General features: G+C 57.6%; 14 protein-coding genes and 1 other RNA gene. 5 read left to right on the top strand and 10 right to left on the bottom strand.

All coding sequences use genetic code 11. The features are described 5' to 3' along the window. Positions 1–45: 45 nt before the first annotated feature. The 3 genes from ABQ278_RS14885 to ABQ278_RS14875 all read right to left on the bottom strand — a co-directional run bounded on the left by ABQ278_RS14885 (position 46) and on the right by ABQ278_RS14875 (position 1948). On the bottom strand, positions 46–210 hold the full coding sequence (locus ABQ278_RS14885; protein ID WP_349320274.1) for a hypothetical protein: 165 nt from the start codon (positions 208–210) through the stop codon (positions 46–48). Positions 211–590: 380 nt separating this feature from the next. Next, positions 591–1670 (bottom strand): IS630 family transposase, encoded by a 1080-nt coding sequence (locus tag ABQ278_RS14880; RefSeq protein WP_023447558.1) that lies wholly within the window; start codon positions 1668–1670, stop codon positions 591–593. 26 nt (positions 1671–1696) lie between these two features. Further along, positions 1697–1948, bottom strand: coding sequence for a hypothetical protein (locus tag ABQ278_RS14875; RefSeq protein ID WP_349320273.1), 252 nt, complete (start codon positions 1946–1948; stop codon positions 1697–1699). A gap of 180 nt (positions 1949–2128) precedes the next feature. Here ABQ278_RS14875 and ABQ278_RS14870 point away from each other — a divergent pair, with 180 nt between their 5' ends. Then, the gene (locus ABQ278_RS14870; protein WP_349320246.1) at positions 2129–3211 is read left to right on the top strand and encodes an IS5 family transposase; all 1083 of its coding nucleotides are present in this window, start codon (positions 2129–2131) and stop codon (positions 3209–3211) included. 121 nt (positions 3212–3332) lie between these two features. Here ABQ278_RS14870 and ABQ278_RS14865 read toward each other — a convergent pair whose 3' ends face one another. The 3 genes from ABQ278_RS14865 to ABQ278_RS14855 all read right to left on the bottom strand — a co-directional run bounded on the left by ABQ278_RS14865 (position 3333) and on the right by ABQ278_RS14855 (position 5685). Beyond that, entirely contained in the window at positions 3333–3929 is a 597-nt protein-coding gene (locus tag ABQ278_RS14865) for a GIN domain-containing protein (protein WP_349320272.1), read from the bottom strand. A 40-nt stretch (positions 3930–3969) separates the two neighbouring features. Beyond that, entirely contained in the window at positions 3970–4404 is a 435-nt protein-coding gene (locus ABQ278_RS14860; protein ID WP_349320271.1) for a hypothetical protein, read from the bottom strand. 234 nt (positions 4405–4638) lie between these two features. Next, positions 4639–5685, bottom strand: coding sequence for a sigma-54-dependent Fis family transcriptional regulator (locus ABQ278_RS14855; protein WP_023447237.1), 1047 nt, complete (start codon positions 5683–5685; stop codon positions 4639–4641). Between the two features lie 292 nt (positions 5686–5977). Between ABQ278_RS14855 and ABQ278_RS14850 the strand changes: the two genes are divergently transcribed. Beyond that, positions 5978–7495, top strand: a complete 1518-nt coding sequence (locus tag ABQ278_RS14850; protein ID WP_349320270.1) for an aldehyde dehydrogenase family protein — start codon at positions 5978–5980, stop codon at positions 7493–7495. A 153-nt stretch (positions 7496–7648) separates the two neighbouring features. Beyond that, positions 7649–7861, top strand: a complete 213-nt coding sequence (locus tag ABQ278_RS14845) for a DUF4287 domain-containing protein (protein ID WP_349320269.1) — start codon at positions 7649–7651, stop codon at positions 7859–7861. 67 nt (positions 7862–7928) lie between these two features. On the opposite strand, the gene ABQ278_RS14840 is transcribed toward ABQ278_RS14845, so the two are convergent. Continuing rightward, positions 7929–8531, bottom strand: coding sequence for a DUF4142 domain-containing protein (locus ABQ278_RS14840; RefSeq protein ID WP_349320268.1), 603 nt, complete (start codon positions 8529–8531; stop codon positions 7929–7931). Between the two features lie 113 nt (positions 8532–8644). On the opposite strand from ABQ278_RS14840, the gene ssrA reads away from it, so the two are divergent. Continuing rightward, positions 8645–9007: a transfer-messenger RNA gene (gene ssrA / locus ABQ278_RS14835) on the top strand. 327 nt (positions 9008–9334) lie between these two features. On the opposite strand, the gene ABQ278_RS14830 is transcribed toward ssrA, so the two are convergent. Together ABQ278_RS14830 and ABQ278_RS14825 are read right to left on the bottom strand one after the other, a co-directional pair. Beyond that, positions 9335–10048, bottom strand: coding sequence for an ABC transporter ATP-binding protein (locus tag ABQ278_RS14830; protein WP_349320267.1), 714 nt, complete (start codon positions 10046–10048; stop codon positions 9335–9337). After that, a complete protein-coding gene (locus tag ABQ278_RS14825) occupies positions 10045–11205 on the bottom strand; it encodes a hypothetical protein (RefSeq protein WP_349320266.1) in 1161 nt (386 codons plus the stop codon). The genes ABQ278_RS14830 and ABQ278_RS14825 overlap by 4 nt, the downstream gene beginning before the upstream one ends. A gap of 841 nt (positions 11206–12046) precedes the next feature. On the opposite strand from ABQ278_RS14825, the gene ABQ278_RS14820 reads away from it, so the two are divergent. Continuing rightward, positions 12047–12883, top strand: a complete 837-nt coding sequence (locus ABQ278_RS14820) for an IS5 family transposase (RefSeq protein ID WP_349320265.1) — start codon at positions 12047–12049, stop codon at positions 12881–12883. 209 nt (positions 12884–13092) lie between these two features. On the opposite strand, the gene ABQ278_RS14815 is transcribed toward ABQ278_RS14820, so the two are convergent. Further along, a complete protein-coding gene (locus ABQ278_RS14815; protein ID WP_349320264.1) occupies positions 13093–14430 on the bottom strand; it encodes a globin-coupled sensor protein in 1338 nt (445 codons plus the stop codon). Positions 14431–14449: the final 19 nt, after the last annotated feature.

Here is a 14449-nt window from a genome sequence, read left to right as displayed (position 1 = left end):
GGGCGATGGAATGGGTCATGGCTATGTTCCTTTTTTGTGGTTGAGTTAGAGGCCGAGGCTGAGGAGCGCGACGATCATGAAGAGCGTGCCGGCGGCGAGGGCGGAGGCGGTGTAAACTTGGGTGGTCATGGTGGATATCTCCTTGGTGTGTGTTGCGATGACCCCCATATGCGCCTTCAACGTGCAGAGTTCAAATGAATTGGATGTCATGAATCATTTGCAATAAGTGTTTAAAATCAAATACTTAAAATTACAAAACGTTAATGTTGCCGGATTGTTGTGCGGCGCAACAAGACTTAAGCGTGTGGTGGCGAAAGTTCGGAAATTTTCCTGAAATCCGGCGATAGTTTCGGATGAAATGTGTGCGGCAGGCTGTCGCAGGGGGGAAAACGCCCCGTTATCCGCTCTCACAGCGAACGCTTGACGGCGTTGCCTGGGGCGTAATGCGTGTGCGTGCGGCCAAGGCGCGGCGCTGCTGACGGTTAAGAGGCGGTGGTGCGCTGCCTGTCTCTTCGCTACCGGTATCTTGGCTCCGGGTATCTTCGGCCGGTGTCTTTTCGTCGGGTGTCTGTTCGTCTTTGGCGGGCGCGCTAGTGTTGTGACTCTAACGCCTGTCGCCCCCTGGCGACCTTTTCAAGAATGTCTGTAGCGGATTTGGTCCAAACGAAGGGCTTTGGATCGGCGTTGTGATGATCGAGATAGTCTTGAATTGCGCCTTCGAGTTCGGCGACACTCTTGAACACGCCGCAGCGGATGCGATCGCCTGTTATCAAGCCGAAAAAGCGTTCGACCTGATTGAGCCAGGACGCCGAAGTGGGGGTGAAATGCATGTGGAAGCGAGGATGTTTGGCCAGCCATGCTTTGACCGCCGGATGCTTATGGGTGGCATAGTTGTCGGCGATCAGGTGCAGGTCGAAGCCCTTGGGCGTGCTGCGGTCGATGAGTCGAAGGAATTTGAGCCATTCCTGGTGCCGATGACGTTTCATGCATTCGCCGATCACCCTGCCGGTGGCGACATCGAGGGCGGCGAACAGTGTCGTCGTGCCATGCCGCTTATAGTCGTGGGTCATCGTTCCCGCCCGCCCCTTCTTCATTGGCAGGCCCGGTTGGGTGCGGTCCAGCGCCTGGATCTGTGACTTCTCATCGACCGAGAACACCAGTGCCCGGTCCGGCGGATCAAGATAGAGACCGACGACGTCCGTCACCTTCTCGACGAACTGCTTGTCGTTCGACAGTTTGAACGTCTTGGTCAAATGGGGCTTGAGCCCATGCGCGCTCCAAATGCGCTGTACGCTGGTGTGGCTCAGACCCACCGCCTTGGCAAGCGTGCGCGCGCTCCATTGCGTGGCAGCCGGTGGCTTCTGTCGCAGCGTCATCTCGACCACACGCGCAATGACTTCGGCGCTCAACGGCGTCTTACGGCCAGGCCGGGTCGCGTCGCGCCCAAGCCCATCGACACCCTGCTCAAGATAACGATCGCGCCAGCGGTAGGCCGTCTTCTTGGTCTTGCCCAGCGTCCGCACAATCGACGCCAAACTCGCCGCGTCCGCCCACATCAGCACGATCCGCGCACGCCAAACAAGCTTCTGCGGCGTGTTCCGGTCCGCCACCCAACCTTCCAACCGCACCCGAGCCTCAGGCGACAGCAACAGCCTTTTGTCCATGTCCATCGACACAAACTCGCATATTTGCAAGATCAAGGGAATCCATCCGTTGATTCCGCAACACTAGCTATGGTCTTCGCGCGACGAACGGGTGTGTCGCCCGGTTCCGCCCATAACTGGGTCAGCATGCGGTCGAGCACGATCAGGGCGCGGGCGGCGCGGGTGATCTCGGTGACGGTTTGCGGTGACGTCGCCTCAAAGGCGGCGATAAGCTGCGCGGCGCGCTGCCGCAGGCGCTGGCGGTCAGGGAGCGGGATGTGGGACGGGGTGAGGAGGTGGGGCATGCCCACGCCTTATACCTCGCCTAAACAGCGGGGATAACAGGCTGCCGACAGACCGGAGCGCTATGGAAGCGTGGCGTCAGGCATGGAGGATAGATTTAAGGCGACCTAACAGTCTGCTGAAAAACCTCTGGTCATTTTGATTTTGCCGTGATTCCCTTCTTGAGCGAGAAGGAGCAACCAATGCGTGGCGAGTTTCGGGATCAGGGCGGATTATTTTCGTACATATCGTTGGAAGAACGCGTTCCGGATACGCATCCTCTTCGCAAGGTTCGTGAGTTGGTTCGCTCGGTTCTGGTCGACCTGAACGCGGACTTTTCGGCGATGTATTCGGAGGAAGGGCGCCCTTCCATTCCACCGGAACAGTTACTGAGCGCCTTGCTTCTGCAGGTGTTCTACGGCGTCCGCTCGGAACGCCAGTTGATGGAGCAGTTGGATTACAACCTTCTGTTTCGATGGTTCGTGGGCTTGTCACCCGACGCGGCTGTGTGGGTGGCGACGACATTCACCAAGAACCGTGAGCGCCTGCAGAAGGGTGATGTTTTTACGAAGTTCATGACGGCCTTGCTGTGCCACCCAAAGGTTACGCCCTTACTCTCGGACGAGCATTTCTCAGTCGATGGCACGCTGATTGAAGCCTGGGCTTCGTTCAAGAGCTTCAAGCCGAAGGACGGGCCGGACGATACGGACGGGTCTGACTTCCATAATCAGAAACGCGGCAATGACACCCACGTCTCGACGACCGATGGCGACAGCCGCTTGTACCGCAAGGCTCAGGGCCGTGAAGCGAAGCTGTGCTACATGGGCCACGCGCTGATGGAGAACCGCAACGGACTGGCGGTTGGTAGCGTTGTCACCCAAGCCACCGGCACGGCCGAGCGCGAGGCATCCGAAGCCATGCTGGCGGTTAGGGTCAAGCACACCGGCAAGCCGGCGACCGTAGGCGAAGACAAGGCTTATGATGTCGCTGCACATGGCGAAGCCTTACGCAATCTTGGCGTGGAGCCGCATGTCGCCCGTAATAACGCCACGACTAAAACCGGCAAGACCAGAACGACCATCATCGACGATGAAACGGCCGCCAGCGATGGCTACGCAATGTCACAGACCCGGCGAAAGATGATCGAGTGCATCTTCGGTTGGGGCAAGCAGCACGGCACGATGCGTAAGACAAAGCATCGCGGCCTTGAAGCTGTAGCTGGAGATTTTCTGCTCAATCTCATAGCCTACAACCTCATCCGGATACCCAAGTTGCTAACCGCATAGGAGAGGTCCGTCTAAATTTAGGAAAGCAACAAAAACAACAACGAATGAAGACCCATAAAAGACCAAGAGACTTACGCAAAAATGCGGAAAGGCCAAAGGCAAAGCCTTTTTCAGCAGACTGCTAATGCCCGATATGCATTTCACCGGAACCGACCACCTTGGTGACGACGGCGCCGGTGGCCTTGGCGATGCTGACATCGCCCGAACCGTTGGAATCGACGTTGACCGTGTTGGTGATGCCGCCGTAGGAGACATCCCCCGAACCGGAGCCCTTGAGCATGAAGTCGGAGACCTGGCCTTCCGAGATCGAGACATCGCCGGAGCCCGACAGATTGAGCGTGACGGGACCGGCCACGCGGCCGACATTGATATCGCTAGAGCCGTTATTGATCACCGTCAGCCCGCCCATGACATTGCCAAGCGACAAATCGCCGGACGCATTGAGCTGAACCTTGATGGCGCCGGTGCGGCTGAGCGTGACGTCGCCTGAGCCCTGATTTTGCAGCAGGGTATTGGCGCTCTGGCTGACGTTGAAATTGCCGGAGCCGGTCAGCACGGCCTTGAGATTGCGCACCGTGCCGAGATTGATGTCGCCGGAGCCCATATTGTCGACGATGCTGTCGCCGGCGGTGGAGACATTGATGGTACCCGAACCGCTGTTGATGATGCTGAGCTGGCCGCCGACGGGATCAATGGCCCATTCGCCGCTGCCGTTCATGATGAAGTCCAGCGATTTGCTGGGGCCTATGCGGCCGAAGCTATAGGCCGAAATCCTTGACCACGGCCTTGTTGGGGACGCGAACGAAGACCAGTGGCAGATCCGACACATCGACCATGCCGATGCCGGAAATATGCACCTTGCCGCCGTTGACCGACACGTCATCGTCGTCGTGTATATTGATGCGGAAATTGAAGCCGGTGCCGCGTGCCGGATTGCTGAGGTGGCCATTGAGCACGGTGACATTGCCGCGTTGCGACACCATCAGGGTCGGCACCTTGACCTTACCGTAGCGCACGCGGATATCGACGTCGCTGCGGTCTTCGGGCGTGATAACGACACGGGCCACCATGTCGCGCAGTTCGATCTGAGGGCCGTCGTTGTTGGCGGCGCCCTGCGCCGAGGCCGTACCGGCCGTCAACAGGGCGAGGACGCCGACCGCGCCCAGGGAGAGTTTGAGAACATCGTTACGCATACTGGGCCTCCAAAGGACTTTCGGCACGGGCCTCACTCGATGTCGCGTTTAAGGAAAAGTGCGCCAGAGCAGAGCTTTAGGGTGAGCCAAAAGCCGGAAAACATCGGTCTATAGCGACCGAACTTGACGCTAAAGTGAAGGAAGGTTGCTTTTAAATCAAATTAAAAGGGGTTCATGAACGAGATGTAACCGTAAAGGCGACATTTTATGCGCTCAAGTCGTGCGCGGCAGGGCCTACATGTCCTGGATGCGACGATAGATCGTGCTGCGGTGGATGCCCAGATGGCGGGCGGCGGCGCTGACATTGCCGCCGTGCGCCGCCAGAGCCTGCCGGATGCTCGACAGTTCGATATCTTCGAGGCTTTGCTGCGGCACGACCGGCTGGGATGTCCCCGTGGCCTCGCCATCGAACTGGGCGAAGAACTCGCGGCCGTCCTGCGCTTTCAGCCGGCCCGAAGCCAGGTGCGCGGCGGAGGTATCGAAGATCTCCTCGACGTGCATATGGTCAAGCCCGTCCCAGGTGCGGCCGATCAGCGACAGGCCGCGCCGGTTGGCGGCCACGATCACGCCGTCCTTCACCACCAGTATTCCTTCGCGGGCGACGCCGAGCAGGTTGGGGTCGGTCTGGAAACGCAGGGTCTGGCAGCCGTCAAAGCCGCCGCGGAACAGGCGGTGTTCGATCTGCTCGACCGCCATGCGGACCAGACCGATGACCTGGCCGTTTTGCTGCGTGGCCGGCGCGGAAATATCGAGCACGCCGATGACAGCGCCGCGCGGATCGATGATCGGCGTGGCCGCGCAGGTCAGCACCTGATGGCTCTGGAAATAGTGTTCGCCGCCATTGACCACCACGGCACGGCGCTCGGCGATGGCGGTGCCGATGGCGTTGGTGCCCGTGCCGTCCTCGCTCCACAATATGCCGGGGCGCAAGGCCACCTGGGCGGCCTTATCGGCGAAACCGGCGTCACCGACGGCGTCCAGGATCTCGCCCTTGGCGTTGGTCAGGATAACGATGCCGGAGATTTCGCGCGCTTCGGTATAGAGCGCATCGAGTTCCGGACGCGAGATGCGGCGCAGGGCCTCGTGCTTCTCGTGCAACAGGCGGATTTCCGAAGCGGTAGGGGCATCGACGCGCGGCAGGCTGCGCTCATCAAGCCCCATATCGGCGCAGCGTATCCACGAGCGCAGGATGGAATGGCCGATCTGATCAACCGGCAAGCCTTTGTGCGCGAAGAAGACTTCACGGGCTTTCTGGATTTTTTGTGGATCAGGCGTCGTCAAGTCGCATCCCTGTTTCTTTTATGCTGAGGGAAAGCCTTTTGCGGGCGGCGTGCAAGCGCAATCTGAGCGCTCACGATAGTTTTGATCCAAAAAGCGCCGCCTGTGTTGCAAACTGCGACACCGCACCAAACTCTGTCGTGTGGCGCGACAAACGCCGTTATACGGGGTGAAATCCACCTCACACGCCGCTCAGGAAACCGGATGACAGTTGTTGTTGCGCCGCACACAGGCGCAGCTTCCAGCCCAAGACGCGAGGCCCTATCGCGCCCTATAGGAAACAACAGGAGTCTCCATGACCAAGTTTGAACGCAATATTGAAGCCGGCGTGCCCTTCAAGACGCGCTATGGCAATTTCATCGGCGGTCAGTGGATCGAGCCGGTGCTCGGCAAATATATGGACAACACCTCGCCGGTGAATGGCCAGAAGCTTTGCGAAGTGCCGCGTTCCTCGGCCGAGGATATTGAACTGGCGCTCGACGCCGCCCACGCCGCCAAGGACAAGTGGGGCCGCACCTCGGTGACCGAGCGCTCCAACCTGCTGCTCGCTGTCGCCCAGCGCATTCAGGACAATCTCGGCGTCATCGCCGAGGCCGAAACCTGGGACAACGGCAAGCCCCTGCGCGAAACCACCAACGCCGATATTCCGCTGGCGGTCGATCACTTCCGCTACTTTGCCGGCTGCATCCGCGCGCAGGAAGGCGGCGTTTCGGAGCTCGATCACGACACGGTCGCCTATCACTTCCATGAACCGCTTGGCGTGGTCGGGCAGATCATTCCGTGGAACTTCCCCATCCTGATGGCGGCGTGGAAAATCGCCCCGGCCCTGGCCGCCGGCAACTGCATCGTGCTGAAGCCGGCCGAACAGACCCCGGCCTCGATCCTCGTGCTGATGGAGTTCATTCAGGACCTGCTACCGCCGGGCGTGCTCAACATCGTCAACGGCACCGGCCTTGAGGCCGGCAAGCCGCTGGCGCAAAACCCGCGTATCGCCAAGATCGCCTTTACAGGCTCGACCGCTGTCGGCAAGGCCATCATGGGTTATGCCTCGAACAACCTCACCAACATCACGCTCGAACTGGGCGGGAAGTCACCCAACGTCTTCTTCGCCGACGTCATGGCCGAGGACGACGCCTTCCTCGACAAGGCGATGGAGGGCTTCGCCTTCTTCGCGCTCAATCAGGGCGAGGTCTGCACCTGTCCGTCGCGCGCCCTAGTGCAGGAGTCGATTTACGATCGCTTCATGGAACGCGCCATCAAGCGCGTCGAGGCCATCACCCAGGGCGATCCGCTCAATACCGGCACCATGATCGGCGCGCAGGCCTCGAAAGAGCAGTATGACAAAATCCTGAAATATCTCGATATCGGCAGGAGCGAAGGCGCCAAGGTCTTGACCGGCGGCGACGCCAACATCCTGAGTGGCGACCTGAAGGACGGCTTCTACATCAAGCCGACCATCTTCGAGGGCCACAACAAGATGCGCGTCTTCCAGGAGGAAATCTTCGGGCCGGTCGTTTCCGTGACCACCTTCAAGACGGTGGAAGAGGCCATCGAGATCGCCAACGACACGGTCTATGGTCTGGGCGCCGGGGTGTGGTCACGTGATATGAACACCGCCTATCGCGCCGGCCGCGGCATCCAGGCCGGCCGGGTCTGGACCAACTGCTACCACCAGTATCCGGCCCACGCCGCCTTTGGCGGTTACAAGCAATCGGGCATCGGTCGTGAAAACCACAAGATGATGCTGGATCACTATCAGCAGACCAAGAACCTGCTGGTCTCCTACGCCCCCGCCAAGGTCGGCTTCTTTTAGGCTTTCGTATCTTTCCTGCCCATTGCGCCCGCTTTCTTAAGGAAGCGGGCGTTTTTTTATGGGTTGGGGAGGCATGGAGACCAAACTGATGGCGTCTGGCGTCCAACTTGCGACCGACTTGACAACTATGCCGCAAATCGATTTGATCACGACATGACAGACGCACCGATCAAAGGCCCGGCTTCCTATTTTCCCTCGATAGAGAAAAAGTATGGCCGCCCCATCGCAGACTGGCAGCGTATCGTGCGCGCGCACTACCCGGCAAAGCATATGGAGCTTGTGGCGATGCTCAAGACCGAGCACGGCCTGGGCCATGGTCACGCCAACGCTATCGTTGCCCACACCCTGGCCGAGGATAAGGCTTAGACCTGCCTCAACATAAAACGCCCGCTCCTTTGCAGGAACGGGCGTTTTTGCGTAAATGAGGAAAGATCTATTCCTTGAAGGCGTCGATCTTGTCCTTGTGCGCCTGCAGCGTCGGCAGGGTGTTGGTGGCGAAGGTTTGAAGGGCGGTGTCCTTGCCGTTTTTCGAATAATCCTCGAACAGGTTGACGGCTTCCGAGTGGGCGCTCTGTTGGATATCGATATAGGCCTTGTCGAAATCGGTGCCGGTCTTGGTGGCCAGATCGTCGAGCTTCTTCTGGTGATCTTCGTCGAGCGCGACCGGCGGGGTCAGGCCGGAGGTGGCGGCGACGGCGGTTTCAAACGCCTTGCCGGCGGCGGTGTGATCCTTGACCATCATCTTGGCGAAGGTCAGGACGTCGGCATTCTTTGAGGTTTTGACGGCCAGTTCGCTGGTCTTGATCTCAAACAGGTTGGCGACGGCGGCCTTGGTGACGAAGTCCTGCGTCTTGTCGGCATTCATATCGGCGCCGATGCTGCTGACGGCCGAGGAGGCGTCGGCGGCGACATTGGCTGTGGCGTCTTCCACCTTGTCAGTGGTCGACTTGCTGCACGCCACCATGCCGGTCAGCGAAACAGCGAGAATGAGACCGGAGGCGATGGCGGCGGCGCGATGTTGCTTGTAGGTGGGCATGGATGTTTCCTGTGGTTTAGGCTTGAAGATGGCGCAAGGCTTACCCGCCGCGGCATAAATTTACCCCGTGGGTCGCGCGCCTCATGGCAAAAAATCGGTAAAGAGCCGAGGTATCTCTTCCCATCACCGGGCAGAGCGCCTATATTGAGCGGGTCAGGCTTCGGTTTGACTATGGGGATAAACGCCCACGTAATAAGCGAACTGGACCCGGGTGCGATTCCCGGCGGCTCCACCATTATTCTCCCGGTTTCGCGGGAAGGTTATGGGGCCGATCAGCATCGACAGGCGTGTAAAGGTGAAGCTTTCCCTCAGTGTGAGGCTCTGTGATCGCCTCATTTTTTAACTGCGAACGATAACTTCGCTTCGGACCAAGCCATCGCTGCGTAATGCGGCCTGGTTAATCCAGCCTACAACTCCTGGGAAATAAGCCTCTCAGGCGGGGCCCGGCAGCCGCCTTGCAACAGAAGGCTGCCACCTACGCCTTCCTATGGTTTAGGCGCTTCCATCTTCGTGTGGAATGTTTGGCCGCCTTGCAACAGAAGGCCAGCACCTTTCTATGAAAAGTGTAAGATACGCGCAAACGCGGGCGGTCGCCCTTGCCGAAAGGCAATGCGTCATCGCCTTCCGGAAGTTTTTCGGTCGGTTCTTAACAGGGCTTATTTGAAGGGACGCGGTATTGCGGCTTGGGCAGGCCCCGGCTTTTGCCGTCGGCACAATTTTTTATTTGTACACATTAGATTGGTGTTCGCGTTGCGCTCTATGAGGCGGATGTTGGGCTATAGATTGTTTTGGCTGCCCGAAATCTACCGAGGAAATAACTGGTAAATTTCCGTCTCCATTTCGTCCATCTCGGATCGCTTTGTCGGCATGTGTCCTTCATCAAATAGACGGACAGGCTTGCCGTCATGCATAAGCATTCCGGAGTCGCATTGGGAGGCGAAGATTGAGACCTCATGTAGTGTCGTAATGACGCATTTGGACAGATCCGCGTATGTTCGTAATTCCCGCTTGAGATCGTAAACCGCAACCGGATCAAGCCAATTGAAAGGCTCATCCAGCATGATCACGTCTGGCGTGCCTAAAAAAGCACAATAAAGACTGACCCTTTGCCGCATACCGGCCGACATGCTTCCGATTAAAGTGTCTTTAAGGGCTTCCAAACCTAGCGCTTTGTACACGCCGTGCGGTTCAAACGGCTCGACTTGCTTTAGGTCAGCCAGCAACTCAATCAACTCGCGGGCTTTCAGATTTTGGGGCAATGAATTCACTGCCGGAGCGAAACTAAATAGTCGCGCCCTTTGTGCTTCATCGCCGGTCAGGTCAGCGGAATTGAATTTGATACAACCCCCGCTAAGCGCCTGCCGGGCACATAATGCCTTGAGCAAGGTGGTTTTTCCGCTGCCGTTTATGCCCAAGATGCCATACCAGCCGGCCATGGCAGTAAACGTGATGCCCTTGAGAATCGGACGCTTAAGGATATCGACCTTCAGGTTCAACACTTCGAGCAGCGGAATCACTTGGCCTCTCTCCACCGGTTACGGTCTATCCGATGATAATTGAAGCCAATTTTCCCAGCGAGCCATAAGGCTGAGGGAATACCAGTGAGGAAAACGGCGTTGATCAATGCAGCTATAACCAGGTCGCACACGGCGAACAATAACGCCCCTCCAGGCGACTTCGTCATCCCGTATGAAATTATCAGAAATACCCAAAATGTCAGGGAAACGGTAATCAGGCCGAATGATATCAATTGCAAAGAAACCGGTAATGCCGAGACTAATATGGCAACCAAACCCACAGTCAGGCTAAGGGCAAGACGCGGCAAGCCAATCGTCAATGCGATTCGATGCGTTTTTGCCCCGCAGTAAGAGACAAAACGTAGCAATGAAATATCGGGCCAGCTAAGGATTGCGCCGCAAAGCAGACTGACTGTAATTAAGATTATGAAACCCAAATGACTGTCGGCATTGTTACGCGAAGCTAGGCCGGCTGACGCGCCACCAAGCAGCCACGCCGCGGCTATCACATAAGGCTCAGGCGCGGTTTTACCTTTTCGGCGCAATGCGGTTGTTAGGCTGAGCCACCAGCTTTTGGGCAAAAATTCAGGGCGTGTGGCTACAAATTTCATTGGGCGGAGCCGCCAACGCGGCAATCTATGTCCACTGATCGCCAAGATTCCGCAGAACCTGAGCACAGCTCCAAATAGGCCCAGGAGAAAAAATAGCACGGCAATCATCGGATTTCCCAGTGCAATAGTCATGCTAAGCAGGGCGAGACAAATGAAGCTTATCGCTCCGGCGCGCAACCGGCACCAGTGTTCGAGTTCCGGCCCGAAGCTTGTCCGAGAGTGAAACGGGCCTGACATCAGCGAAATCCGCCTTGACGAATGGGGCGTGCAATAAGACAGGTGAAACAAACCAAAGCCGACTAAGATCGCGCCGACACTGGCTTTTATCGGCATCGAACTAGCCGACTTTCCGATTTGGTAGACCGCAAGAACAGCTATAACCGCGACGAACACAACTAGGCCTACGAAAATCTTGTCGCGGACGATTACCAAGGCAATGTTCCGCCAGGCCACCAGTTCAGAGCGGGTTAGTATTTCTACCAAGCTTCCGCGCCAGCTTTGCTTCTTCGTGTTCGACAATGGTGGTGTCCCGATATCCATAACCACCAAACTAACCTCAAGAAAATTCTTGGCAACCAGATACTGGCAGGTTTTTAAAGGGCCGACTAGCTTGAAGGGAAGGGGTGTTGCGGCTTGGGAAGGCCCTAGCTTTTTGCCTTCGGCACAATTTTTTATTTGTACAAATTAGATTTGTGTTCCGCTTTGCGCCCAAGGGGAATTCAGCATCCTTCTGAGATGGGCTACTCCGGAACGAGCTTAGATTTGGCAAAAAGGCGAAGCCGTATGTCCCACCCAACCTATTCTTAGCTGCTTATCATGCCTCCAAACCGTTGAAAATGACCTCGTTTCATTCCAATAAGTAGGGGCGCATATTGGCACATCACCCGCGGTCATTCATGAACTCTACAAATCAAACCCGGCTAAGTGCGCTTCTGGCTTCGATCTGGTTTGCCGCTTGCATCGGCCTTCTCGTCTACGCCTATTTGTTCCGTGACGCGTCAGAAATGCCCACTACATTCACTTACGGTCTAATCGCGCTCACTTTTCCCTTGGGTTTGCCCGCCGGCGCAATAGTCGGTCTTTCAATGTCGTGGCTGTATTCGCACGCGGGATTACCCTATCATGTGTTTGGGGATCTGGTTCCATCTTGGGTGATAATGGTTCTGGCGGGTTACATTCAATGGTTCGTATTGGTGCCAGCAGCGCAGAGAGCCATGGGGGCCAGATGGAAGCGTAAGCCATAATTGCTGCATGCGTACGGCCAGAATCATTTACTCGGCCGTCTTAATTGCGCCCGGAGCGGAAATATAAGAGCCTGACCGAAAAGAAGGTGGGCAATATCAATAGGTTGTGATTCTCTGTTTGTTGCGAAGAAACGGAGATTCGGATGCCTTGGGATGATATTGCCCGCGTCGAACATAGACGCAAATCGTCGCGCTATCCAAGCGATTTGACGGAACAAGAGTGGTCTTTATTGGTCCCATTACTGCCGCCTGCCAAACGTGGCGGTCGACCGCGCACAACGTCGATGCGGGCCGTGGTGAATGCGATCCTGTATATTGCGTCCTCGGGTTGCCAGTGGCGGATGTTGCCGAAGGACTTTCCCCCGATGACGACCGTTCAGGGCTATTTCTATGATTGGCGTAGCAGCGGTCTATGGCAGAAGATCAATCACCTGCTCGTCATGGCGGCACGCGAACTGGAGGGCCGTGAAGCCAGCCCCTCAGCCGGCGTCATCGACAGTCAGAGCGTCAAAACGACCGAAAGTGGCGGTGTTCGTGGCTATGATGCTGGTAAGAAGATCAAGGGTCGCAAGCGGCATATCATCACCGACACCTTGGGACTGCTGTTATTTGTTGTCATCCATGCGGCGGATATTCAGGATCGTGATGGTGCCCCAGCTGTGCTTCGCGCCGTTCGTTACCATTTTCCCTGGCTGCGCCACGTCTTCGCCGATGGTGGCTATGCTGGTGACAAACTTAAGGCTGCTATGAAGGGCCACGGAGACTGGACCATCGAGATCATAAAGCGTAGCGACGCAGCCAAGGGCTTCGAGGTCCTGCCGCGCCGCTGGGTCGTCGAGCGTACCTTCGCCTGGCTGGGCCGATGCAGACGCCTAGCCAAGGATTGGGAGACAACTCTTCAAAGCGCAACCGCTTGGACAGTCATCGCCAGCGTAAGGCTCTTGACCCGCACGCTCGCAAGGTACTGCTATGTCTCATGAACTTTTGAGTCGGGCTCTTAGCGCAGTAAGTAATTTTCGAGTATTTTCAGATCAAAGCGGACATTAATACTTTCCGGATCCCTGCCGCCACTTATAGCCGATTACGGCCGCTTAGGGCTACAAGCAACTCCTGAATGCGCTGCAGGGTATGTATAAAGCAGCTACTATCGTGCGCCGCCATCGCGGAAGCGTCTTGCGTCGTGAGCGCGTTAGGACGCGCGCAGATTGGTAAAGAACTGCTCGGCATGACGGCGCAGTTCGTCCGATTGCGTGGCCAGGGATTGCGCCGAGGCATCGACCGACGCGGTCGCGGTCTGGGTCTGGCGCACGGCCGTATCCAGGCTGACCATATGTTCGGACAGGCTCGATGAAGCGTCGGACACGTGCTGGATGCTGACGGCGATCTCGTTTGTGGCGGTGCTCTGTTCCTCCACGGCGGCGGCGATCGAGGTGTTCGAGCTTTCCACTTCGGCGACCGCGTTGACGATATCACCGATCGAGGCCACGGCGCGGTCGGTCGAGCCACGCACTTCCTTGATATGAAGAGCTATCTCGGTGGTGGCGCGCGCCGTCTGGTCGGCCAGGGCCTTGACCTCGGTGGCGACGACCGCGAAGCCCTTGCCGGCATCGCCCGCGCGGGCCGCTTCGATGGTGGCGTTGAGCGCCAGCAGGTTGGTTTGCGAGGCGATGCCCTGGATGAGGCTTAAGATATCACCGATCTTGGTCACGGCGCCGGAAAGCTGGCTGACCTCGGCGGTGGAGGCCTCGGCCATATGGACCACCGACCGTATGCCGGTCGAGGCACCGTTGATCTGGCTGCTGATTTCCTGGATCGACTTGGTCAGTTCTTCCGAAGCGGCGGCGACCGATTGCGAATCCATTGAGGCGCGGTTGGCGACATCGGTCACGGTGCCGGAGGTCGATTGCGCGCTGTTGGCCACCTGGCCCAGATCGCGCGATGTGGTCTGCAGCGCGGTGGAACTGTCGGTAAAGGAGGCGACGATCGTCTCGAATTCCTGCCGGAACTGATCGATGGCGCGGTTGGTTTGGCGCGCCCGTTCCATAATGGCGTTTTCGCTGGCGGCCTGATAGGTCGAGATCGCCACATCGAGATCCATGAACACCGCCTTGTTGACCGCGATCAGCGCACGGCTGAGTGCCTTGGGCTTAAAGATGTAGGCCTTGGTGAGCGTGACGGCCAGTTCATCGAGCACGAACTGGTAGGCGGCGATATACCACTTGGGCTCCAGACCGATGCGGTGGTGCGTCTGGCCGATGCGCAGGGCGTTATCGAAATAGCCGGTAGTGAAGCCGTCGTTAAACAGGCTCTTCCAGTGCCGTATCTGCGCGCCTTGCAGGCGGTTTTCATTATCGCCGATCATCTCGCCCAGGCTGGGTTCCTTTCGGACGTGGGCATAGAAGGCATTGAGGATACGGGGCAGGGACGGTTCGATAAGCGGCCACACCTGCCGCAACTGAGCTATATCTTCGGAGGCGATACGGGCGAAAGCAAGCCTGTGCTGGTGGTCCGAAAAATTATCGGTCATAAGGCCTACTCCGTAATTC

It is taken from the genome of Asticcacaulis sp. MM231 (genome assembly GCF_964186625.1).
Lineage (GTDB): Bacteria > Pseudomonadota > Alphaproteobacteria > Caulobacterales > Caulobacteraceae > Asticcacaulis.
Note: the sequence above shows the minus strand (reverse complement) of the source record. Positions and strands in the feature narration are given on the sequence as shown.